A 22,738-nucleotide genomic window follows, 5' to 3' on the forward strand; every position below is an offset into this window, starting at 1 on the left:
GCGTCGTCGAGCCCCGGTACGGGAGTGGTACCCGATCCGGTCACACTAACCGCCGGCGGCGCTGGAAGTCGGAGGTCGCGTGGACCCGCGGCGGCTGCCCCCGGGCTCAGAGCCCCTGGGCGAGGCGGTGGTAGGCCTGGTTCCAGCGCAGTTCCTGCTGGAACCCGCGCACGGTGGTCTGCTCGTCGATGACGACCAGTTCGGTGCGGGTGATCTCGGCGAAGATGCGGAAGATCTCCACGTCCACGGCAGTGCTCATCACGGTGTGGTGCGCGGCCCCCGCAGCGAGCCAGCAGGCAGCGGAGGTGGCGAGGTCGGGTGCGGGCTTCCAGACGGCTCGTCCGACCGGCAGCTTGGGGAGGTCGGGCGCCGACACGTTCTCGACGAGGTTGGCGGTCAGCCTGAAGCGGTCCCGCAGGTCGGTGAGCGCCACGACGATCGCCGGGCCCGGGTCGGCGGTGAAGACCAGGCGCACCGGGTCGTCCTTGCCGCCGATACCGAGCGGGTGCACCTCGAGGCGGGGCTTCGAGGTGGTGAGCGAGGGCGAGACCTCGAGCATGTGGGCGCCAAGGATGACCTCGTGTCCGGGCACCATGTCGTAGGTGTAGTCCTCCATCAGGCTCGCGCCGCCGGGCAGTCCTGTGCCCATCACGTTCGCGAGCCGGACGAGGATGGCCGTCTTCCAGTCACCCTCGGCTCCGAAACCGTAGCCCTCGGCCATCAACCGCTGCACGGCCAGGCCGGGCAGTTGCCTGAGCGCCCCCAGGTCTTCGAAGCTGGTGGTGAACGCGCCGAAGTCCCCGGCTTCGAGGAAACTGCGCAGACCGACCTCGATGGCGGCGCCGTCGCGCAGCGACTGGTGCCTCTCGGCTCCGGGCAGCAGTTCAGCGGCCACGTCGTAGCTGGCCACGTACTCCTCGACCAAGGCGTCGACCTGGGCATCGGTGGCGGCCGCCACGGCCTCGGCCAACTCGTTGACGCCCCAGGTGTTGACCTGCACCCCGAAGCGGAGTTCAGCCTCGGTCTTGTCGCCCTCGGTGACGGCCACGTAACGCATGTTGTCGCCGAACCGGGCCAGCTTGAGCGTGCGCAGGGCCTGGGCACCGGCGGCAGCGCGCTGCCAGTTCTCGACCTGGGCCAGCACTGCGGGATTGGACACGTGCCCGACCACGGTCGTCCGCGGGACACCGAGGCGAGTCTGGATGTAGCCGAACTCCCGGTCACCATGCGCCGCTTGGTTGAGGTTCATGAAGTCGAAGTCGATCTCGTCCCACGGCAAGGCCACGTTGGCCTGGGTGTGCAGGTGCAGCAGGGGTTTGCGCAGTGCGTCGAGCCCCGCGATCCACATCTTGGCGGGGCTGAACGTGTGCATCCAGGAGATCACCCCGATCACGGAGTCGTCTGCGTTCGCGTCGAGTGCGAGCCTGCGAATCGCATCGGTGTCGGTGAGCACCGGCTTCCACTCGACCCGGACGGGCAGTCCCGCCAGGCCCTCGGCAACCTGCCGGGACTGCTCAGCCACCTGCCGGAGCGTCTCGGGGCCGTAGAGGTGCTGGGATCCGGTGACGAACCAAACGGTGAGGCCGTGGAACGACGAGCTGAGTGCCATGGGGGCTCCTAGGTGGGGTGTCAGAGAGCCTTGACGGCGGCGGCCTCGACGGCCAGTCCGACGCGGTAGCGCTCGAGGTGGGCGGCGAACCCGGCCACATCGGCCGGATCGGGGTCGTGGGTGACGAGGGCAGCGTCGGCGAACACCTGGTCGTCGAGGAAGGTGGCGAGGTCGCGTCCCCCGTGGGCGAGAGCGTGCGCGGCCAACACGGCCATACCCCACGCTCCCCCTTCGGCAGCCGTCTCACCGACGCTCACGGGCACGTCGAGGGCACCGGCCAGGAATCTCTGGGCCACTCCGGCGGTACGGAACATTCCCCCGTGCGCGTACAGGGAGTCGAGCTGCACTCCTTCGTCGGTCAGCACGTGCATGCCGAGAGCGAGGGTGGAGAAGACGCCGTACAGCTGGGCACGGACCGTGTTGGCCAGGGTGAACGAGCTGTCGGGGGTGCGCACGAACAAGGGACGACCCTCCTCGAGCCCGGCGATCGGCTCACCCGCCAGCTGGTTGTAGGCGAGCAGGCCGCCGGCGTCGGGATCGCCCGCGAGCGCCTCACGGAAGAGCAGGTCGTAGACCGCGTCATCGTCGAGAGTGAGACCGGCAACCTCGGCGAATCGTCGGAACAGCCCGGCCCAGCTGGCCAGTTCGCTGGCCCCGTTGTTGCAGTGCACCATCGCAACCGGGTCGCCCGCCGGGGTGGTGACCAGGTCGATCTCCTGGTGCACCGTGGCCAAGGGGCGCTCGAGCACCACCATCGCGAAGATCGAGGTGCCCGCGCTCACGTTGCCGGTTCGGGGGGCAACGGCGTGGGTCGCCACCATGCCGGTGCCGGCATCGCCCTCGGGCGGGCACACCGGGGTGCCCTCGACGAGCACACCGGCACTGAGCGTCCCCTCGGGGTCGAGCAGTCGCAGCCCCTCCGCCGTCAGCGAGCCAGCCGGGTCACCGGCCTTCAGCACCCGCGGCAGCAGGTCACGCAGGGGCGGAACCCGCCCGGCAGCCAGGCGGTCGTAGCGCTCGACCAGCTCCGGGTCGTAGTCCAGGTGGTGGTCGGGGCTGGTGCCGTGGCCCGAGGAGATGGGGAACATACCCGAGGCGTCACCGACACCCAGCACCCGCTCCCCCGTCAGCTTCTCGTGCACGTACCCGGCCAGAGTGGTGATGTGGTGCAGCCGGGCCAGGTGCTGCTCGTCGTCCAGCACGGCCTGGTGCAGATGGGCGATCGACCATCGAAGCGGGATGTTGACCCCCAGCTCGCTCACCAGTTCTTCCGAGGCCCGAGCGGTGGTGGTGTTGCGCCAGGTGCGGAACGGCACCAGCAGCTCACCGGCGGAGTCGAAAGGGAGGTATCCGTGCATCATGGCCGAGATCCCGATGGCGTCGATGCGCATCCCTGCGATCGGGCCGAGGTCGGCGATGGCGGCCCGGATGCCGTTCCACACCTCGTCGAGGGAGTAGGTCCACATGCGATCGACGAACTGGTTCTCCCAGGCTTGGCTGCCGGCGGCCAACACGGTGGTCGGTTGGTCGGCGTCGACCAGGCAGGCCTTGATCCGGGTCGATCCCAGCTCGATGCCCAGGCAGGTGCGCTGTGAGCCGCTCGTGGAGGTGGTGCTCATCGACGTTCGTCCCCCTGCTGTCCGTAGACATTCTGGTAGCGGTCGTACAGACGATCGATGTCGGCCGGGTCGATCGGCACCAGGTCGCCTCCCTGCCGCGCGATGTGCACGGTCCTGGCGACATCCTCGAGCATGACGGCGGCCTTGACGGCGTCCTTGGCCGAACTGCCGATGGTGAAGGGCCCGTGGTTGCGCATCAGGACGGCCCGGGAGCGGTGACCCTTCAGGGTCTCGACGATGCCGCGCCCGATGGAGTCGTCACCGATGATCGCGAACGGTCCGACCGGGATGGGTCCCCCGAACTCGTCGGCCATGGCGGTGATCACGCAGGGAATCTCCTCGCCCCTGGCGGCCCACGCGACGGCGTAGGTCGAGTGCGTGTGCACGACCCCTCCGACCTCGGGCATCTGGCGGTAGACGTAGGCGTGGGCCGCAGTGTCGCTGGAGGGTTGACGCTCGGAGCCGGGCAGCCCGGGCACGGCTCGTCCGTCGAGGTCACAGACCACCATGTTCTCCGGCGCGAGGTCGTCATAGGAGACCCCGGACGGCTTGATCACGAACAAGTCGGTTCCGGGAACCCGTCCCGAGACATTGCCGCCGGTCCACACCACCAAGCCGGCTCGCACGAGTTCGGCGTGCAGGCGTGCGACGTCATTCCTGACGGCGTCGATCTGTCTGGTGTCCACGGTGATCACTCCACAAATGTATCGTTACAGATTGGTCCACGCCAGCGGCTCAGAGTGTCGCACCTCGCAACAGGGCCACCCCGTGGGCCGGCAGGTTCAGCCTGACCGCCCCACTCCCAGGAGCCACGCCGCGCGCCCGGTCGGACTGTCCGTCGACGGGCTCCACCAGCAGCCTCTCACCGGACCACAGCTCCACCAGCTGCGACCCCTCGCCTGTCCCCAGTCCCAGGTTGCCGAGGTCGAGCACCAGTTCGCGCCCCACGTCGGCCAGGTTGAAGCAGGCAGCCCATGCCACCGGCTGTCCCTCACGGATGCCCCGCGCCCCCCACAGGACGGTGTCACCCTCCCGGAAGAGTTCCCTGTTGTCGAGGGAGTCCAGCACGGCGAGCACCTCGTCGTTGGTGAACAGCGCGATGGTCTCGGGTCGGGTGCTGGGCAGGTCTCCTCCGATCATGAGTGGGGAGCGAGCCATCAGCCACAGGGTGAGCAGGCTGCGTCGCTCGTCCGGGGTCAGCAGGTCGTCGCGAGGCTCCCCACGTTCGGCCCGGATGCCGATCCGCCCGAGGGGCAGCATGTCGCCATCGGGCCACCCCTGCTCACCGGCGTGGGGGGCCCAACGGGCGAAGCGGGCGAAGTTGGCCTCGACATCGCCCCAGCGATCCCACAGGTCGTCGCAGATGCGCCACATGGTGGCGTGTTCCCGCAGGTGGTCGAGTCGGCTCAGCGACAGGTCCCTTCCCGGTGACAGACTCAACTGCATCTCCCGCCCGGTGCTGGCGATCGCGCGGGAGTAGGCCTCGATGTCGGCCGCCTGGTAGGGCCACAACATGTCGTCGGCCTTGATGAAGTCGACGCCCCACTCGGCGTAGAGGGCCAGGGTCGAGTCGTAGTAGTCCTGGGCGCCCGGGTGGGTGTGGTCGAGGCCGACCATGTCGGGATTCCACTCACACGAGTTGGTCTCGACCGCCACCTGCCGGGCGGTGTGTGGGGAACCGGCGATGGGTAGGTCTGCTGCAACGGCCAGGCGCGGGATGCCCCGCATCGTGTGGATGCCGAACTTCAGCCCGAGGGCGTGCACCCGGTCGGCGAGTGGACGAAAACCTGCCCCGCCAGCGCTGGAGGGGAATCGGCCCGGGTCCGGCACGAGTCTGCCGTTCCCGTCGAACTGCAGGGGTGCCTCGGGGTTGTACCCGTGCGAACGTGCCGTCGGATCCGACCAGTCGATGTCGACGACCACCGTGTCGAATCCGTGTGCCAGCAGGTGCTCGGCCATGAACCGGGCGTTGGCGAGCACCTCGTCCTCGGTGACGGTGGTGCCGTAGCAGTCCCAGCTGTTCCAGCCCATGGGTGGGCGAGGGGTCATCTCATCTCCTGGTGGATTCGCGTTGGACGAGGGTGACGTCGCCGATGAAGGTGCGGTAGTCGTCGGGGTCGCGACGGCCCTCGATGCGTTCGATCAGCATGTCGAGGGCCGCGTCGACCATGCCTTCGTGGTCGGGCCGGACGGCGCTGAGCGAGGGCGTGAGGAACTGGGCCAACGGTACGTCGTCGAAACCGACGACCAGGACGTCCTCGGGCACACTGAACCCCCGGTCGCGCAGGACCCTGATGGCCGAGACGGCGATCAGGTCGGTGGCGCAGACCAGGCCGTCGACGGGAGGTCGACCACCCTCGCTGCCGAGTTCGTCGAGCAGTCGGCTGGTCGACTCCAGACTTCCCTCGAAGGAGTAGTCGGCGTGGTGCACCCAGAGCGGGTTGACCGTGAGCCCGGCCCGCTCCATGGCCGTCAGGTATCCCTGCGCGCGCAGCGTCGACACGTCGATCTCGCCGGTGCCCACCTGCCCCCCGATGATCGCGATCCTCGTGCAGCCCTGATCGATCAGGTGCTGGGTGGCGAGGTCGGTGCCTCGCTCGTTCGCCATGGCGACGTGGTCGATGGGGATGCTGAAGGGACGCTCGCCGAAGACCACCAACGGGAAGTCGCCGCGCAGCAGGGTGGCATCGTCGTCGTGCAACTGCACCGAGCTCAGCATCACCCCGTCGTAGCTGCGCAGGCGTGAGCGGGTGATCGAGTCGAGTTCCCGGTCACGGCGCGCGCTGGTCTGTTCGACCACCAGCTCGTACCCCCGTGCGGAGGCGCGCTCGATCAGCAAGGTCGCAAGCAGCCCGAAATAGGGACGATCGATGTCGGGCACGGCGAGGCAGATCACTCCGGTACGCCCTTGGCGCAGGTTCCGGGCGGCGGTGTTGACGTGGTAGTCCAGTTCGGCGATCGCCGCCAGCACCTTCTGCCGGGTGGACTCACGCACGTGCGGGTGCCCGTTGATCACGTTCGAGACCGTCATCACCGAGACGCCCGCATGGCGAGCCACGTCCTGCATCGTGCCCATGGAGCTGCAACCTATCCGAGCCGCACGCGGACGGTCGCCACCGCGTGGGGCGGCAGCGTGAAGCTGACCCGGCCCCCGTCGACCCGAACGGCCAGGTCGGTGAGCGAGACGGCGTCGGGCTGGTCGAAGGTGTTGTGCGAGTCGGGGGCGTCTGAGCCCAGCAACTGGGCGCGGAGCAGCTCACCCACGCCACGAGGCAGTTCGAACTCGGCGGGCAGCTCGCGCCCCAGGGAGGTGTTCGCAGCGCTGATCGTCCAGTCGTCGCCCTTGCGGGAGACCGTCAGTTCGCCGTCAGGACCCAGCGCCCCCGACGGGGTGGGCACGTACTCGGCATCCTGGTGGTCGCGGTAGAGGTCGAACACGTGGTAGGTCGGAGTGGTGATCATCGAGGCGCCGTCGGTCAGGATCATCGACTGCAGCACATTGACCATCTGGGCGATGTTGGTCATGCGCACCCGGTCGGCGTGGCGGTGGAAGATGTTGAGGTTGATGGCCGCCACCATGGCGTCACGCTGGGTGTTCTGCTGGTACAGGAAGCCGGGGTTGGTGCCCTCCTCCACGTCGTACCAGGTTCCCCACTCGTCGATCACGAGGGCGACCCGCTTGTGGGGGTCGTGACGATCCATGATCCGGCTGTGGGCGGTGACCAACTCGTCCATCCGTCGGGTCTGCCTCAGGGTCTCGTACCACCCGTACTCGTCGAAACCGGTGGCGACCCCCTTCGCCGACCAGTCGGTGGTCGGGAGCGTGTAGTAGTGCAGGCTGAGGCCGTCCATGTGGCCGCCGGCCCGGGCCATCAACACCTCGGTCCACTCGTAGTCCTCGGCGTTGGGGCCGCAGGCGATCCGCGCCACCCGCTCGGGCCCGTACTGGCGCACATAGGTCTGGTACTGGCGGTACAGGTTGGCGTAGTGCAGGGGCAGCATGTTGCCACCGCAGCCCCATGACTCGTTGCCGACCCCGAACCACTCCAGCTTCCAGGGCTGTTCGCGTCCGTGGTGCTTGCGCAGTTCGGCCATCGGGGCGGTGGAGTCGAGGGTCATGTACTCGACCCAGTCGTGCATCTCGGCCACGGTGCCGCTCCCGACGTTGCCGCAGATGTAGGCCTCGGCGTCGAGCTGGTTGACCAGGTCGAAGTACTCATGGGTCCCGAACTCGTTGGGCTCGACCACCCCGCCCCAGTGGGTGTTGACCATTGGCTGCCGCTCGGGTCCGACCCCCTTCAGCCAGTGGTACTCGTCCGCGAAGCATCCGCCCGGCCAGCGCACGAGGGGCACCTGGATGTGTCGCAGCGCCTGCACCACATCGGTGCGGATGCCGTTCTTGTTGGCGATCTCGGAGTCGCGGCCGACCCAGATGCCCTCGTAGATGCAGCGGCCCAAGTGCTCGGCGAACTGGCCCTGGATGCGGCGATCCAGGGTGACGGGGGTGTCGGCAGGGGCGAGACGAATCATGCGGATGGTCCTTCGGCGGTGAAGTGTGCGGAGCCAGCTTGGCGCTGCCCGGCGGGGAACACGTTGTAACGATACAGAGCGGCTCCTGTAACGATACACAAGCGTCGCCCTCCCCGCACCCGTCCCCGGGCCATTCGGCGACTGGGACGATTCCCGGACACCCGTCCCGCCCGCCGTAGGCTGGAGTTCCGCCCTTGCTCGAGGAGTTCACCACGTCCAGCGCATCGACAGCACCCACCACCGGACCCCTGCGACGGTTCGGTGCCCTGCGCGATCGACACTCCAGGCCCTACCTGGTGACGGCCGGTCTGTCGATGATGGGTGACAACATCGAGCACGTGATCACCTACTGGGTGCTCTGGCAGGTCTTCCACTCCCCCGCACTGGTCGGCTTCCAGGTGATCAGTCACTGGCTGCCCTTCCTGACGCTGTCGGTCTGGTTCGGCTCGCTGGCCGAGCGGTTCGACTGCCGCCGGATCATCCAGGTGGCGCAGGGGCTGTTCGCCTTCGTCTCACTGGTGTGGGGGGTACTCTTCCTGACCGGCAGCCTGCAGATGTGGCAGGCCTGCGTGCTGCTGGTGCTGCACGGGTGCGCGGGGGCCCTGTGGGGCCCGGCCGAACAGTTGATGCTGCACGACTTCGCCGCTCCCTCCGAACTGCCGAGCGCGGTGCGGCTGAATGCCACCTTCAAGAGCTTGGGCATCCTGGCCGGCCCGGTGGTCGGGTCTGCTCTGCTCCTGGGTCTGGGGCAGTCCTGGGGCATCCTCGCCAACACGGTCTTCTACCTGCCGATGACCCTGCTCATGCTCCGGACCCCATTCACGGGGCACGTGCGCGACGGTTTCGTCCGCACCCGACGCCTCTCGATCCTCGACACCTTCTCGGTGCTGCGCACCGTTCGCGACGACAAGGTGCTGATCGGTCTGGTCACGCTGGGTGGCCTGGTCGCGGTGTGCGTGGGCACCTCCCTGCAGGTGGCCATGCCGTCACTGGGTGACCGTCTCGGGGCCGGGAGCGGCATCGGCTACGGCTTGCTGCTGTTCGCGAATGGTGCTGGCGGGGTGCTCGGCGGGGTGCTGCTCGAAGCGAGCGGCCGGATTCGTCCCACGCTGGCCTCGGCGGTGGTGGCCACGGTGCTGCTGGGCACCACGACGGTGGTGGTGGCCACCTCGCACTGGTTCGGCCTGACCGTGCTGGCCCTGTTCATCGGGGGCGTCGCCAGTCTCGCCGCCATGTCGATCGGCCAAGCAGTGGTTCAACTCAGGGCCCCCACCCACGAACGCGGACGAGTCGTGGGGGTCTACTCGATGATGGCGAACGGGCTGCGGACGGGCAACGGTGTCTCGCTGGCGCTGCTGGGGTCGGCCGTCGGGGTGATCGGGGCGGTGCTGGTGGGGGCCGTCGCCCTCGTGGTCGGGGCGGTCGCCATCGCGGCGCTCACCCGGATCGCGCGCTCACGCCCGGCCACCTGAGTGCGCGCCGGTAGCGCGTTCAGTAGCGCATCTGCATGGCGGTGAGCACGTCGTCGAGGGTCGCGTCGGCCACCTCGTTCGCGCGCCCATTGCCCTGGCGCAGCACCCCGAGCACATGGTCGGGAGCGGCGGCCAGTTCGAGGCGACGGGCCCGGATCGGTGCGAAGTACTCGTTCACGGCCTCGGTCACCAGCTTCTTCAGTCCGCCGCCGCCACCGTCGCCGATCTCGTCAGCGATCTCGATCGGGTCACGATCGGTGCACAGCGCCGCGAGCATCAGCAGGTTCGAGACCTCGGGACGATTCGCGGGGTCGTAGGTGATGGTCCGGTTCGAGTCGGTCACCGCACGCTTGATCAGCTTCGCCGTCTCGTCCGCGGTCATCCCGAGCTCGATGGTGTTGCCTCGCGACTTCGACATCTTCGAGCCGTCCATGCCCAGCAGCAGCGGCGACTTCGACAACAGGGCATCCGCCTGGGGGAACACCGGCTGGTCGGCCCTGGCTCGTCCGTAGCGCTCGTCGAAGCGGCGGGCGATCACCCGGGTGACCTCGATGTGGGGTAGCTGGTCCTTGCCGACCGGCACGACGTTGGCCTTGCAGAACAGGATGTCCGCCGCCTGGTGCACGGGGAAGGTGAGCATCAGGCCCGACATCGGCCGGTTGGAGCCGGCCATCTCGTCCTTGACGGTGGGGTTGCGCCTCAGCTCCGAGTCGGTGACCAGCGACAGGAACGGGAGCATCAACTGGTTCAACGCCGGCACCGCCGAGTGGGCGAAGATGGTCGACTTCTCGGGGTCGATGCCGATGGCCAAGTAGTCGGTCACGCAGTTGAGCACGTTGTCGGCGAGCTCGCCCACCCCATCGCGGTCGTAGATCACCTGGTAGTCAGCGATCAACACGAAGGTGTCCAGACCCAGGTTCTGCAGGCGCACCCGGTTCGCGAGCGATCCGAAGTAGTGGCCGATGTGCAGTCGTCCGGTCGGTCGGTCGCCGGTCAACATGCGGTAGCGGGCACCCTTGCCGGCTGCGAGGTCGGCCTCGATCTCGTCGCTGCGTCTCATGCTCGAAGCCAGGGAGGCGTCCGAGGTCGAGGCCTCGAGCGCGTCGCCGTCGGTCAGTTGGTCGGCCGGGGTCATCGCGGGGTCGGTCACGGGTGACCAACCTACACCTGCTCGACCTGACCCCCCCGCGCGGCACTGAGTCGACGCAGTTGCCCCAACGCGGTCTCCCGGGTGAGGTTGGCCCCCAACGGGAAGCCCACCTTTCCGGTCCCGTGGTGGTCGGACGATCCCGTGCGCACCAGACCGAGCCGGACGGCCAGATCCGACAGCAGCGACCTGGTGTCGGCGTCGTGGTCCTGGTGGTCGACCTCGATGCCGTCGAGCTGGTGGTCTCGCACCAGATCACTGATCACCTCGGCCGTGAGCACGGAGCGGGTGGATCGCGACCACGGATGGGCGATGACGGCCACTCCCCCAGCGGCGTGCAGCAGGTCGATGGCTCGTCCGAGCTCGCAGGAGTAGCGGTGCACATAGCCGGGCTTGTCGTCGGCGAGCCAGTCACGGAAGGCTTCGTCCCGGTCGGCGACGTAGCCCTTCGCCACCATCGCGTCAGCCACGTGAGGGCGTCCGATCGAAGGTGACGCCTTCGCGGCGGCCACGATCTCGGCCTCGGTCAGGGGCATCCCGAGTTCGGTGAGCCGGTCGGCCATGGCCTTCACCCGCCCGACCCGACCTTCCCGCAGCAAGGCGAGTTCGGCCAGCAGCGGACGGTTGCGCCGATCCATCCCGTAACCGAGCAGGTGCACGGAGACGCCGTCGAGTTGGGCACTCATCTCGACACCGGCTATCACGGTGAGCCCAGCCCGGCGGCCGGCCTCCTTGGCCTCGGGGACGCCGTCGAAGGTGTCGTGGTCGGTCAGCGCGATCGAATCGAGACCCGCGGCCAGGGCAGCGAGCACCAGCGCACTGGGGGTGTCGGTGCCATCCGAGACGGAGCTGTGGGTGTGCAGGTCGATGCGCATGAGCCCATCATGCCGAAGCAGTACCCACAGCCCGTCGGAGGAACCCCAGAAACCAGCCCCGCCGAAGTCCGGGGACAGTGACCGGGGTGCCCTGTGACCAGCGAGCCAGGATCAGCGCGAGGAGGAGCTGCGTCGGGGACGGAACGAACGGGAGGCGTCGGCGGCTGAACCGCCGGTGCCCGTGGTGACCCGCTGACCGCGCCCACCCTGCCCGCTACGGGCGGGCTGGCTGCTGCGGGATGACTGGCCGTTCCTGGAGTTCTGGGCGGACTGGGTCCCACGAGCCGACCGGCCACCACGGGTGCTCTGGCCACCACGACTGCTCTGCCCACCACGACTGCTCTGCCCACCGCGAGGGCTCTGTGCGCCACGCGCCGCAGTGGCCACAGGAGCCACCGGGGCCGGACGGACGTGAGCTGCGCGCACGCCGATGAGGTCGTTCACGGCCGCGTGGCCGACGGTCACGTGCACCGGTGCGGCGGTGATCTTGGCCCGGCGCATCAGCTGGCGCACCTCATCACGCTGTTCGGCGAGCGCGAGGGTCACCACCGTGCCGCTGTGACCGGCGCGAGCGGTTCGTCCCGAGCGGTGCAGGTAGGCCTTGTCCTCTGCCGGCGGGTCGACGTGCACGACCAGGTCCACGTCATCGACGTGGATACCGCGCGCGGCGATGTCGGTGGCCACCAGGACCTTGACCTCGCCGGACGAGAAGGCAGCCAGATTGCGCTCGCGGGCGTTCTGGCTGAGGTTGCCGTGCAGGTCGACAGCAGGCACGCCCGAGGCCGTGAGCTGCTTGGCGAGCTTCTTGGCGGTGTGCTTCGTCCGGGTGAACAGCACCCGGCGGGCCGTGCCCGAGGCCAGTTCGTGGACGATGTCACGCTTGGCGTCCAGGTCTCCCACGACGAAGAAGTGGTGGGTCATGGCCGCGACCGGGGACTGGGCGCTGTCGACCGAGTGGGTCACCGGCGCATGCAGGTAACGCTTGACGAGCTGGTCGACACCGTTGTCGAGGGTGGCCGAGAACAGCAACCTCTGTCCGCGCTGCGGTGTCTTGTCCATGATCCGCTTGACCCCGGGGAGGAAGCCGAGATCGGCCATGTGGTCGGCCTCGTCCAGCACCGTGATCTCGATGCCGTCAAGGGTCAGCGCACGCTGGCCGAGCAGGTCCTCGAGCCGACCCGGGCAGGCGATCACGATGTCGACGCCGGAGCGAAGGGCGCTGATCTGGCGCGCCGGCCCCACCCCACCGAAGATGGTGGTGGCGGTCAGACCAACGGCCTTGGCCAGAGGCTCGATGGTGGCGTTGATCTGGTTGGCCAGCTCACGGGTCGGGCAGAGCACCAGCGCCCGGGGGCGGCGGGACTGGCTGGCGGGGGCACCCGCGAGGCGGGTCACGATCGGCAGGGCGAACGCGAGCGTCTTGCCCGAGCCGGTGCGCCCACGACCGAGCACGTCCTTGCCGGCGACTGAGTCGGGCAGCGAGGCAGCCTGGATGGGGAAGGGCGTGGTGAGCCCCTGTCGGGTGAGCTCGGAGACGATGGCGCTGGGCAGCGCGAAATCAGAGAACGTGTGCACGGTTGTACACCTTTCAGGTCCGCCGATGGGCGTGCAGGCACGCGACGGCCAGGACCGATGAGGGAAATGGTCGGGTTCGCCGCATGAGACGGGCCCACGAGAAGGGCGCGCGTTGGGGACTCCACGACGTCGGTCGGGTCAGATGGACCCGCCTGTGGCAATTCTCCCACACGGGCAGGCCCAGTGGCGAACCGAGCTACCCGACGTTGACGGCGTCGAACATGCCGCGGACGAGCCTGAGGGCCACCGACAGACGGGGCAGGTCTGAGCCCCCGGTGGCCGCCTGCTTGAGCTGTTCGAGTCGTCGCTCCAGTTGCGGCACCCGCTCACCCCAGGCCTGCACCACCTCGGATGCGGTCTCTCGTCCGCTCCCCACCTGGAGGGCCTGGGCCGTCAGGTCGGTCTGCAGTTGCAGCAGTTCGTCCCGCATGGCCGAGCGGGCCTGCACGTCCCACTCACTCGATCGGGGCAGCCCCTCGATCAGTGGCAGCAGGTTGTCCAGGCCCAGCCGCTCCACCATCTCGACGAAGGTGGCCGCGGTCAGCTCGAGGTCATGGCCATCGCGTCGGCTCACCTCGATCATGGCCAGGGCCAGGTGCAGGTACTTGGCCTCGGCCGCGGTCTCAGCCAGCCCGCGGTCGACCCCCTGTCGCAGGTACCCCTCGAGTGCCTGGTCGCGCAGTCCCCGACTGCGGGCCGTCAGCAGGTCGGGCAGGGCTCGTGCCACCCGCTCGACCCGAGGGGTCAGCAGTTCGATCTCGGCCGCGATGTCGAGGGTCGATCGACGGTGCATGAGCAGCCACCGGGTGCCCCGTTCGACCAGCTTCCTCACACTGAGCCGCAGGTCGAGCTGCAGGGTCGGGTCCATCCCGGTCAGCACCAGCGCCGCCTCGTAGCGACCCGCCCCGAACACGCTGCGGGCCACCAACTGTGCCCGGATCACCTCGTCGGGTGTTCGTCCGGTCTCGGTCGCCAAGCGGTGACAGGCACTGATGCCCTGGGAGTTGACGAAGCGGTTGACGGCGACCGTGGTGATGATCTCGCGACGCAGGGCGTGGCGGTCGAACAGATCGCCGAACTGCTCACGCAGTCGCATGGGGAAGTAGGTGTGCAGGCGGTGCTGCAGGTACGGGTCGTCGGGCAGGTCCGATTCGAGGACGACTCGCTCCAACCAGATCTTCGACCATGCCATCAGGGTGCACAGTTCGGGGTTGCTGAGTGCCTCCCCCCGCTCGACGATGGCCTGCATGGCCGCCTGGTCCGGCAGCCCTTCGAGCTGCCGGTCGAGCCCCACCGCAGACTCCAGGTGCTGGATCAGCGACTCGTGCACCCAGCTCATGGCCGCGGCGCGCGAGCGCGCGTTGGCGAGCGCGACGTTCTGGTCGATGTTGTGGATGAGCACGAGGTCGGCGATCTCGTCGGTCATGGTGGGCAGCAGTTCGTCCCGCCCCGCTGGGTCGAGTCGGCCCGCCTCGACCGCATCCGACAACAGGATCTTGATGTTCACCTCGTGGTCGGAGGTGTCGACCCCCGCCGAGTTGTCGATGAAGTCGGTGTTGACCCGTCCACCCCCGCGGGCGTACTCGATCCGTCCCTTCTGCGTGAGCCCGAGATTGCCCCCCTCCCCGATCGCCCTGCAGCGCAACTCGGAACCGTTGACGCGGACGGCGTCGTTGGCGCGGTCCCCGACATCGGCGTGCGACTCGCTCTCGGCCTTCACATAGGTGCCGATGCCCCCGTTGAAGAGGAGGTCGACGGGTGCCTGCAGGATCGCGTGGATCAGCTCGGTGGGGGTGAGACTCGTGATCGCGGCGTCCAGGTCGAGCAGTTCGCACACCTCAGGGGTGACCGCGATGGCCTTGGCCTGTCGTGAGTGCACCCCTCCACCGGTGGAGATGGCGGAGGGGTCGTAGTCGTCCCAACTCGACCGCGGCAGGTGGAAGAGCCGCTGACGCTCGGCGAAGCCGGCCGCGGCATCGGGGGTGGGGTCGAGGAAGATGTGTTGGTGGTTGAAGGCCGCCACCAGTCGGATGTGCTCGCTCAGCAGCATCCCGTTGCCGAAGACGTCTCCGGCCATGTCACCGATGCCCACGCAGCTGAAGTCCTGGGCCTGGGAATCGATGCCCAGTTCGGCCAGGTGCCGCTTGACCGACTCCCAGGCCCCACGGGCCGTGATGCCCATGGCCTTGTGGTCGTAACCCTTCGACCCGCCCGAGGCGAAGGCGTCACCCAGCCAGAATCCCCGCTCCAGCGCGATCTGGTTGGCCAGGTCGGAGAACGCCGCCGTGCCCTTGTCAGCCGCGACCACGAGGTAGGTGTCGTCGGCGTCGTGGCGCACCACGTGCTCGGGGTGCACGACCTCACCGGCGACGAGGTTGTCGGTGACGTCGAGCAAGGATCCGATGAAGATCCGATAACACTCCTCGCCCTCGGCCAACCAGGCCGCGCGGTCAGTCGCCGACGGCAACCGCCTGGGCAGGAAACCACCCTTGGCGCCCACCGGGACGATCACGGTGTTCTTGACCATCTGCGCCTTGACCAGGCCCAGCACCTCGGTGCGGAAGTCCTCGGGCCGGTCCGACCAGCGCAGTCCCCCGCGGGCCACCGAGCCGAACCGGAGATGGACGCCCTCGACCCGGGGGGAGTGCACGAAGATCTCGAATGCGGGCCGAGGTTTCGGCAGCAGCGAGAGACGCTCGGGGACGAGCTTCAGCGCCGTCGCCCTCGCCTGAGGCTGGAAGGCATTGGTGCGCACCGTCGCCTCGATCACCTGCAGGAAGGAACGCAGGATCCGGTCGGCGTCGAGGCTGGTGACCTCGTCGAGCTCACGCCCGAGGGCTCGGGACAGGGCGTCGACCTCACGGGTGCGTCGGTCGAACCCGTCGACGAAGACGGTGGGGTCGAACTTGGCGTCGAAGAGTTCCACCAGTGCGCGGGTGATGGCCGGGTGGTCGAGCAGGGTCTGCGAGATGTAGCTCTGCGAGTAGGAGATTCCCGCCTGCATCAGGTAGCGCGAGATCGTCCGGACGACGACCACCTGCCGCCAGGTGAGCCCCGAGGTGGCCACCAGCGCATTGAGCTGGTCGACATCCATGGCACCGCGGTGACAGGCCTCGAACGCGTCGAGCACCCGCTGACGGTCGGGCACGTCCCACCGCACCCCGGCCGGGTTGACCAGCCCGAAGTCGGCGATGCTCATGGTCCGGCCACGCAGGTCGACGGGGTAGGCGCGCTCGTCGACGATGGTCAGGCCCAGGCTGTTCCACAGTGGCATCGCGTGGGACAGGGTCATGGGTGGTCCGCCCACGAACACCTTGACCCGCAGGTCTGCCCGCTCGGCCTGGTCGGGGCGGTACATCACCAGGCGCATGTCATCGTCGTCCCTGAGCGAGTTCAACTCAGCCAGGTCGAACACCCCTTGGGCGGGGCTGTTGTGGTCCATGTACGCCGCGGAGAACTCCACTCCGCGTTGCGAACTGGGCAGCGCCTTGGCCTGTTCGAAGAAGCCGTCGGTCCAGTCGAGGCTCGATCGCGTGAGGTCCGACTGCAGGGCCGTCAGGTCCCAGTCCACGGCACCGGGCAGCGTGAGCGTGAAGAACAGTCGCGCCAACGCCGATTCCGAGACCTGGGTGCGGAAGTCGATGGCGGTGGCACCGGTGTGCCGCCGCAGCACATCCTGCATGGCCTCCCTGACCTGCGTGTTGTAGCGGTCGCGGGGCAGGAAGACGGTGATGTAGGCGAACCGCCCCCACGGGTCGGCCCGGACGAACGCCCTGACCTGTCGGCGCTCGCGCAACTCGGCGACCTCCCCGACCAGTTCTGCCAGTTGTTCGGGGCGGGACTGGAACACCTCGTCGCGGGGGTGGGTCGACATGGCTGCGATCACGGCCTTGCCGCGGTGACTGAGCGGGTCGGCGCCCAACAGTGACAACACCTGGTCCAGCTTGTCGCGCAGCATCGGGATGCGGGCGAGGTCCTCCGAGTACGCCTTGGAGGCAAGCATGCCGACCAGGCAGCGTTCCGCGACCAAGTGGCCGTCCTCGTCGAACGTGCGCACGGCGATGTAGTCGCGCAGTCCCGAGCGGTGGACGAGGCTGCGGGTCGAGTCCTTGGTGATCAGCCACGGACGTGGGTCACTGGTGGCGACCGTGGCGTGGAAGGCCATCGGTTCGCCGTCGCGGAGCACCCCCAGCCCGCTGCCCGGGACGGTGCGGAACTGCCCGTCGACCACCTCGTGGTCGCGGGCGCCCAGGAAGAAGAACCCGACCTCGGCGAACCAGTCCAGCGTGTCGGCGAACGCCTCGGTCTCGGTGTCGCCCCCGCGCATCCCGGCCGAGATGTCGCGCGCCCGGTCGGCCATGGCTCCCCAGTCGGCCACCGCCACGGCCAGGTGCTCGAAGGCCGTCTCGAGCCGCTCCTGCAGCCGACCCGCGGCCTCGTCGGAGTCGACCCCCAGCGGTGGCGCGGCCAGCACGGCCACCCATGACTCCACGATCGTCGTGTCGCCGTGCGTCACCGGGAGCGTCGGGTGGTACAGGTCGCGGATGGCCCAACCCAGCTCCGTCAGTGCCATCGCCACCGAGTCGACCCGGAACGGCCCGTCGTCACCGATCACCTGCACCAGCCAGGCTGCGCCCACGTCGACCCCGGCGTCCGGACGAGCCACCCGTACCCGATCCTCGCCCGGACGACGCCCGGCGGCCAGGTCGACCTGCGCTCCGCCGAGTGCCTCGAGGGTCGAGCGGTCGTCGGAGTGGTGGTCGTAGGCCAGACAGCCTTCGACCCAGGTCTCGCGGAGGTCGCGGGTGGTCGGGAGCGGGTGCGTCTGCACCATGGGTCACACGTCCTTGTGTGTAGTGGGCTGGGTGTCTCGCGGGGTGGGTGTCGTGGTTTGGGTGTGTCGGGGGTGTCGGGATCAGTCGGTGGTGACGAACCACTCCTCGTCGATCAGTCCGCCGAGGTCGGCGCGGGCGGCGGGGGTGCAGACCACGTACTCCAGGGCCTCGTCATCGTCCTCGCCGGCGAACCGCTCGGCGATCACGGCGACCTCGAAGCCGAGGGCGTCGATGCCCTCGGCCAGGCGGGCGGCTTCGTCCTCGTCGTCGAGGTGGATGCGGGTGACACTCACGTCAGCGGTCCTTCGGGTCGGCACCCATGTGCGGGTAGCGGTGATCGATGACGGGCACCAAGGTCTCCTTGATCGCCCGCGGACTCGCCCAGCGGGCGATGTTCCACAACGATCCTGCCTTGTCATTGGTGCCCGAGGCGCGAGCCCCACCGAAGGGCTGCTGACCGACGACGGCACCCGTGGGCTTGTCGTTCACGTAGAAGTTCCCGGCGGCCCGGCGCAGCCCGCGCTGAGCCTGCTCGATCGCGCGACGATCAGTCGCGAGCACGGCCCCGGTGAGGGCATACGAGGCGGTGCCGTCAACGACCTCGAGCATCTTCTCCCACTCACCGTCGGGGTAGACGTGCACGCCCAGGATGGGGCCGAAGTACTCCGTACGGAAGACCTCGTCGTAGGGGTCGTCGCCGGTGACGATGGTGGGCCGCACGAACCACCCCTGGGTGTCGTCCAGGGTGCCGCCCGCGACGATCTGGGTCGACGCGGTGCTCCGGGCGCGCGCGATCGCGTCGGACTGCTTGGCGAAGGACCGCTGGTCGATCACCGCCGAGGTGAAGTGACTGAGATCACGCACGTCGCCCACGGAGAGGGCTTCGGTGGTCTCGACCAGTTCGTCCCTGATCGAGCGCCACAGCGAGTCCGGTAGGTAGGCACGGGAGGCGGCTGAGCATTTCTGGCCGGAGTACTCGAAGGCCCCCCGCACCAGCGCGGTCACGGTCATCCGGGGGTCGGCGCTGGGGTGCGCGAGCACGAAGTCCTTGCCCCCGGTCTCCCCCACCAGTCGCGGGTAGGCGTGGTAGCCGGCGATGTTGCGGCCCACTTCTCCCCACAGGTGCTGGAAGGTCGCAGTCGAACCGGTGAAGTGGATGCCCGCCAGCCGTGGGTCGGAGAGGGCCACGGCGCTCACCTCGGGACCTCGCCCGGGCACGAGGCAGATCACTCCCTCCGGGAGCCCCGCAGCCTCGAACAGGTCCATCGTGACCTGGGCAGAGAACTGCTGGGTGAGCGACGGCTTCCAGACCACGACGTTGCCCATCAGGGCCGGGGCCGCCGGCAGGTTGGCCGCGATGGCCGTGAAGTTGAAGGGGCTGATGGCGTAGACGAATCCCTCGAGGGGCCGGTAGTCCATCCGGTTCCACACCCCGGACGAACTGGCAGGCTGCACCCCCGTGACCTGGCGGGCGTAGTCGACGTTGAAGCGCAGGAAGTCGATCAGTTCGCAGGCTGCATCGATCTCGGCCTGCTGCACGGTCTTGCCCTGCCCCACCATGGTTGCCGCATTCAGTCGGTCACGCCACGGCCCGGCCGCCAACTCGGCGGCGCGCAGGAAGATGGCCGCCCGCGCCTCGAGCCCGAGGTCGTCCCAGTCACGGGCGACCCGCTCACCCGCAGCCAGGGCTTCACGGACGTCGTCGGCGGTGGACAGTCCCACATTGCCCAGGACGTGATGGTGATCGGAGGGCATGGTGACCGCGACCCGCTCACCACCACCCGGGCGGCGTCCTCGGCCGAAGTGCCCGGTCAACTCGATGGGATCGGCCGAGGTGTAGGCCTCCAGTTGCGCCAGCAGCCCCGTCCGCTCGGGCGAACCCGGCGCGTAGCCCCGCACCGGCTCGTTCACAGGATGCGGGAACGACGACGACGTCTGCATGCCTGCAGTCTAGGCGTGAGCCCTGACACGGGCGCAAAAATCGCCACCCGCAGCCGGTCATGCCAGAAGTTGTACGCCCACGGGCGTCAGATCCGAGAAGATCCAGTCTCAGCCGGCCTTCGCCGGCTTCACCTTCTTCGCCTCGGCGGCGGCCGCCTCCCGCTTGGCCTTGGCCGCAGCCACGGAGGCCTTCAGAGCCGCCACCAGGTCGACCACCTCGGCAGGCTTCTGCTCGCCCTCGCCGGCCTCCTCGAGGGCCACGCCGCTGAGCTTGGACTGGACCACGGCGTCGAGGGCCTCGCGGTAGGAGTCGGAGAACTGGCTCGGGTCGAACTCCCCCTCCAACTCCTTGATGAACGACTGGGCCATCTTGACCTCGGCCGCGGAGGCCTTGACGTCACTGGGCGGCTCGGCGAAGGCCAGGTCGCGCAGTTCGTCGGGCCACAGCATGGTGTGCATGACCAGCACGTTGTCGCGCGGACGAATCAGCGCCAACGACTCGCGCTGGCGCAGGGCGACCTTCACCACGGCCGACTTCCCGGTGGCCTGCAGGGCGTCGCGCAACAGCACGTAGGGCTTTCCTCCGGGTCCGTCGGCCTCCAGGACATAGGTCTTCTCGAAGTAGGTCGGGTCGACGGCGGACGCGTCCACGAATTGCACGACCTCGACTGCCTTGGTCGAGGCCAATGGCAGGTCGTCGAAGTCCGACTTCTCCAGGATCGCCACCCGTCCGTCCGGGGCCTCGTATCCCTTGGCGATCTCCGCGAAGGGAACCTCCTTGCCACACTTCTCGCAGACGCGCTTGTACTTGATGCGGCCGCCGTCGGCGGGATGCACCTGGTGGAAGGAGATGTCCTTCGACTCGGTGGCACCGAACAGTCTGACCGGAATGGTGACCAACCCGAAAGAGATGGCGCCCTTCCACATGGAGCGAGGCATCAGTCCTCCAGTTCCTCGGCCGCGTGCCACAGCAGGGCCTGCGTGCCGATCAGTGCCTGCACCTCGTCGAGATGCCAGGCGTCGTCGATGCCGAGGCCGCGCGCTTCCTGTGCTGCGGTCCGCACCCGGGGGTCATCGGGCAGTTCCTCGCTGAACCAACTGACGATCTGCGCCCGGCGCAGTGCGTGCACCACAACTTCGCCGTTGCCGGTGTCGTCGGCATCGTCGACCTGGTCGGGGTTCACCTCGGCGCCCAGCACGAAGCGGGCTCCGTGCCGCGTCAGGGCGGCCACTGATGCGACCGACATCGCCGCGTACTCGGCCTCTTCGGGGTCGGTGATGTCGAAGGCCTCCATCAGGCTCTCGGTCGGCGCGTGGGCGGCCACGTCACCGCTGGCAGCGGACTGCCATGCGGATCGCTCGGTCGGTATGAACACCATCACTCCCGCCATGGATCCCCTCCTGTCGTCGGCTTCGTGTCCCCTTGCTGCGTCACGCTACCGTGAACGCCATGCCCGGTCGCCTGTTCGCTGCCCTGTTCCTCGTGGCCACCCTGACGCTCACGGCCTGCTCCTCCCCTCAGGCACCGGACTCCGTCACGGTCGACGTCACCATCAGGAACGGCTCGGTGACGCCCAACGGCACCACCGTTGACGTCGCCAAGGGCGGGTCCGTCACCGTCAATGTGACCTCCGACATGGCCGACGAGATCCACGTGCACGGCCTCGATCGGGAACTGCAGGTCAAGGCTGGTGTGCCGGCCAGCATGACCTTCACCGCCGACCAGGGCGGGGTGTTCGAGATGGAGTCGCACGAGCTCGACAAACTGGTCGTCAAGTTCGCCGTTCGCTCGTGAGCCCACTGCCCCTGCTCACATCGGCGCCGGGGGTCTGGGTCCCGTTGCACGGGGTCGGCACCCGCCAGGACCTGCCCTTGCCGTTCTCACTGGTGGTGGTCGGTGCCGTGGCGGTCCTGGTGGTCACCTTCGTGGTCGCGCTCCGCCTGTGGTCCCGACCGCGCTGGCAGACCGCCGCTGGCCTGCCGTTGCCCCGACTGACACGGCTCGTGGACCACCCCGCGGTGGTGTGGACCGGACGACTTGTCGTCCTGGCGGTGGCGGGGGTGGGACAGGTGGCGCTGTGGTTCGGTGCGGACCTCGATCGCAATCCCTTCCCGGGTCTGCTCTTCGTGTGGGTGTGGGTCGGGCTGGTGCCTGTGTCGCTGCTGCTCGGCGCGGTCTGGCGGCGGTTCAGCGTCGTCCGGCTGCTGATGGCCTGGCGTGGGACGCTGCGAGCGGACGAACCGCTGCCCCAGTGGGGCCTGTGGCCGGCGGCCCTGGCGCTGGTCGCCTTCGGGTACCTCGAGCTGGTGCAGCCCGACCGCACCCACCTGTCAGTGCTGCGCTGGTGGTTCCTGATCTGGCTGGTCTGGGTGGTGGGAGGGGCCCTGGCGTTCGGCGGCCGCTGGATCGCCTCCGCCGACCCGTTCGAGGCCTACGCGACGCTGGTGTCGAGGGTCTCTCCGTGGCAGCGGATCGACGGCGTCCTGCACGTGGTCAACCCGCTGCGGCACCTCGCCTCGTCAAGGCCACACCGGGGCACCTGGGCAGTCGGCGCGGCGCTCATCGGGGTGACCCTGTTCGACTCGCTGGGTTCCTCCACGGCTTGGGTGCAGACGGTCCAGTCGTCCGACCGGCCGCCACAACTGTGGTCCGGGCTGGGACTTCTGGTCCTGGTGGCAATCGCGGTGGGTCTCTACCTGCTGGGCGCCACCGCCCTCGAGACAACCACCCGGACGGGCGAAGGGGCGTCGGTCAATCGGCTGGGTGTCTCGCTGGTGCCGATCGCGGTCGGCTACACGTTCGCGCACTACGCCAGTTACCTCGTGCTCGAGGGGCAACGGGTGGCGGTCAACCTCTCGGACCCCCTGAGCCGTGGTCAGGACTGGTTCGGGACTGCAACCCTCGGAGTCGACGCCGGCCTGGTCGACCATCCGACCCTGATGGCCTGGAACCAGGTGATGGGCATAGTGCTCGGGCACGTCATGGCGGTACTGGTCGCCCACGACCTCGCGGTGCGCTGGCTGCCGACGGCGGGGACGGCGCGAGGTCAGCTGCCGTTGCTGGTGGTGATGGTGGCCTACACCTGCGGAGGGCTCCTGCTGCTGTTCGCCGGCTGAGCGAACACCCTCGATCCG

The 22,738-nt window shown here is 68.7% G+C and carries 17 protein-coding genes; 3 read left to right on the forward strand and 14 right to left on the reverse strand.

The window, feature by feature from the left end; translation table 11 throughout:
- Nucleotides 1-106 precede the first annotated feature (106 nt).
- Genes araA through QQZ11_RS12540 form a run of 6 tightly spaced genes read right to left on the reverse strand, consistent with a single transcriptional unit; the run spans nucleotide 107 to nucleotide 7,758 of the window.
- Complete coding sequence (araA, locus tag QQZ11_RS12515) at nucleotides 107-1,609, reverse strand: L-arabinose isomerase (protein ID WP_284550647.1); 1,503 nt, start codon at nucleotides 1,607-1,609, stop codon at nucleotides 107-109.
- A 20-nt stretch (nucleotides 1,610-1,629) separates the two neighbouring features.
- Entirely contained in the window at nucleotides 1,630-3,228 is a 1,599-nt protein-coding gene (locus QQZ11_RS12520) for a xylulokinase (protein WP_284550648.1), read from the reverse strand.
- Nucleotides 3,225-3,920, reverse strand: a complete 696-nt coding sequence (locus QQZ11_RS12525; RefSeq protein ID WP_446698868.1) for an L-ribulose-5-phosphate 4-epimerase — start codon at nucleotides 3,918-3,920, stop codon at nucleotides 3,225-3,227. The genes QQZ11_RS12520 and QQZ11_RS12525 overlap by 4 nt, the downstream gene beginning before the upstream one ends.
- A 43-nt stretch (nucleotides 3,921-3,963) precedes the next feature.
- Nucleotides 3,964-5,277, reverse strand: a complete 1,314-nt coding sequence (locus QQZ11_RS12530) for a glycoside hydrolase family 27 protein (RefSeq protein ID WP_284550649.1) — start codon at nucleotides 5,275-5,277, stop codon at nucleotides 3,964-3,966.
- Between the two features lies 1 nt (nucleotide 5,278).
- Nucleotides 5,279-6,304, reverse strand: a complete 1,026-nt coding sequence (locus QQZ11_RS12535) for a LacI family DNA-binding transcriptional regulator (protein WP_284550650.1) — start codon at nucleotides 6,302-6,304, stop codon at nucleotides 5,279-5,281.
- Nucleotides 6,305-6,315: 11 nt separating this feature from the next.
- The gene (locus QQZ11_RS12540; protein ID WP_284550651.1) at nucleotides 6,316-7,758 is read right to left on the reverse strand and encodes an alpha-N-arabinofuranosidase; all 1,443 of its coding nucleotides are present in this window, start codon (nucleotides 7,756-7,758) and stop codon (nucleotides 6,316-6,318) included.
- A 194-nt stretch (nucleotides 7,759-7,952) separates the two neighbouring features.
- Between QQZ11_RS12540 and QQZ11_RS12545 the strand changes: the two genes are divergently transcribed.
- The gene (locus tag QQZ11_RS12545; RefSeq protein WP_284550652.1) at nucleotides 7,953-9,230 is read left to right on the forward strand and encodes an MFS transporter; all 1,278 of its coding nucleotides are present in this window, start codon (nucleotides 7,953-7,955) and stop codon (nucleotides 9,228-9,230) included.
- A gap of 19 nt (nucleotides 9,231-9,249) precedes the next feature.
- Here the strand turns inward: QQZ11_RS12545 and trpS are convergent, their stop codons facing one another.
- The 8 genes from trpS to QQZ11_RS12585 form a co-directional block, all read right to left on the reverse strand.
- A complete protein-coding gene (trpS, locus tag QQZ11_RS12550; RefSeq protein WP_284550774.1) occupies nucleotides 9,250-10,365 on the reverse strand; it encodes a tryptophan--tRNA ligase in 1,116 nt (371 codons plus the stop codon).
- 26 nt (nucleotides 10,366-10,391) lie between these two features.
- The gene (locus QQZ11_RS12555) at nucleotides 10,392-11,252 is read right to left on the reverse strand and encodes a PHP domain-containing protein (RefSeq protein ID WP_284550653.1); all 861 of its coding nucleotides are present in this window, start codon (nucleotides 11,250-11,252) and stop codon (nucleotides 10,392-10,394) included.
- A gap of 111 nt (nucleotides 11,253-11,363) precedes the next feature.
- A complete protein-coding gene (locus tag QQZ11_RS12560) occupies nucleotides 11,364-12,827 on the reverse strand; it encodes a DEAD/DEAH box helicase (RefSeq protein WP_284550654.1) in 1,464 nt (487 codons plus the stop codon).
- Nucleotides 12,828-13,023: 196 nt separating this feature from the next.
- A complete protein-coding gene (locus tag QQZ11_RS12565; protein ID WP_284550655.1) occupies nucleotides 13,024-17,661 on the reverse strand; it encodes an NAD-glutamate dehydrogenase in 4,638 nt (1,545 codons plus the stop codon).
- 81 nt (nucleotides 17,662-17,742) lie between these two features.
- Nucleotides 17,743-17,955 (reverse strand): hypothetical protein, encoded by a 213-nt coding sequence (locus tag QQZ11_RS12570; RefSeq protein ID WP_022910458.1) that lies wholly within the window; start codon nucleotides 17,953-17,955, stop codon nucleotides 17,743-17,745.
- A gap of 1 nt (nucleotide 17,956) precedes the next feature.
- The gene (gene pruA, locus QQZ11_RS12575; RefSeq protein ID WP_284550656.1) at nucleotides 17,957-19,603 is read right to left on the reverse strand and encodes an L-glutamate gamma-semialdehyde dehydrogenase; all 1,647 of its coding nucleotides are present in this window, start codon (nucleotides 19,601-19,603) and stop codon (nucleotides 17,957-17,959) included.
- A gap of 108 nt (nucleotides 19,604-19,711) precedes the next feature.
- Nucleotides 19,712-20,542: a non-homologous end joining protein Ku gene (gene ku, locus QQZ11_RS12580; RefSeq protein WP_022910460.1), complete on the reverse strand. Its 831-nt coding sequence runs from the start codon at nucleotides 20,540-20,542 to the stop codon at nucleotides 19,712-19,714.
- On the reverse strand, nucleotides 20,542-20,994 hold the full coding sequence (locus QQZ11_RS12585; RefSeq protein WP_284550657.1) for a DUF6912 family protein: 453 nt from the start codon (nucleotides 20,992-20,994) through the stop codon (nucleotides 20,542-20,544). Before QQZ11_RS12585 ends, ku begins: the two co-directional genes overlap by 1 nt.
- Nucleotides 20,995-21,053: 59 nt before the next feature.
- Here QQZ11_RS12585 and QQZ11_RS12590 point away from each other — a divergent pair, with 59 nt between their 5' ends.
- Entirely contained in the window at nucleotides 21,054-21,398 is a 345-nt protein-coding gene (locus tag QQZ11_RS12590; RefSeq protein ID WP_022910462.1) for a cupredoxin domain-containing protein, read from the forward strand.
- Nucleotides 21,395-22,720: a hypothetical protein gene (locus tag QQZ11_RS12595; protein ID WP_284550658.1), complete on the forward strand. Its 1,326-nt coding sequence runs from the start codon at nucleotides 21,395-21,397 to the stop codon at nucleotides 22,718-22,720. The genes QQZ11_RS12590 and QQZ11_RS12595 overlap by 4 nt, the downstream gene beginning before the upstream one ends.
- The last annotated feature ends 18 nt before the right edge of the window (nucleotides 22,721-22,738 follow it).

Origin of the sequence: Aestuariimicrobium sp. T2.26MG-19.2B, assembly GCF_950101875.1 — a bacterium.
In the GTDB taxonomy this organism is placed as follows: domain Bacteria; phylum Actinomycetota; class Actinomycetes; order Propionibacteriales; family Propionibacteriaceae; genus Aestuariimicrobium; species Aestuariimicrobium kwangyangense.

Excerpts from the sequence above, each read along its gene's own strand:
- QQZ11_RS12565 (WP_284550655.1), bottom strand. The coding sequence starts at position 17,661 with ATGGTGCAGACGCACCCGCTCCCGACCACCCGCGACCTCCGCGAGACC.
- trpS (WP_284550774.1), bottom strand. The coding sequence starts at position 10,365 with ATGACCCCGGCCGACCAACTGACCGACGGCGACGCGCTCGAGGCCTCG.
- araA (WP_284550647.1), bottom strand. The coding sequence starts at position 1,609 with ATGGCACTCAGCTCGTCGTTCCACGGCCTCACCGTTTGGTTCGTCACC.
- QQZ11_RS12585 (WP_284550657.1), bottom strand. The coding sequence starts at position 20,994 with ATGGCGGGAGTGATGGTGTTCATACCGACCGAGCGATCCGCATGGCAG.
- QQZ11_RS12540 (WP_284550651.1), bottom strand. The coding sequence starts at position 7,758 with ATGATTCGTCTCGCCCCTGCCGACACCCCCGTCACCCTGGATCGCCGC.
- QQZ11_RS12530 (WP_284550649.1), bottom strand. The coding sequence starts at position 5,277 with ATGACCCCTCGCCCACCCATGGGCTGGAACAGCTGGGACTGCTACGGC.
- pruA (WP_284550656.1), bottom strand. The coding sequence starts at position 19,603 with ATGCAGACGTCGTCGTCGTTCCCGCATCCTGTGAACGAGCCGGTGCGG.
- QQZ11_RS12590 (WP_022910462.1), top strand. The coding sequence starts at position 21,054 with ATGCCCGGTCGCCTGTTCGCTGCCCTGTTCCTCGTGGCCACCCTGACG.
- QQZ11_RS12555 (WP_284550653.1), bottom strand. The coding sequence starts at position 11,252 with ATGCGCATCGACCTGCACACCCACAGCTCCGTCTCGGATGGCACCGAC.
- QQZ11_RS12535 (WP_284550650.1), bottom strand. The coding sequence starts at position 6,304 with ATGGGCACGATGCAGGACGTGGCTCGCCATGCGGGCGTCTCGGTGATG.
- ku (WP_022910460.1), bottom strand. The coding sequence starts at position 20,542 with ATGCCTCGCTCCATGTGGAAGGGCGCCATCTCTTTCGGGTTGGTCACC.
- QQZ11_RS12520 (WP_284550648.1), bottom strand. The coding sequence starts at position 3,228 with ATGAGCACCACCTCCACGAGCGGCTCACAGCGCACCTGCCTGGGCATC.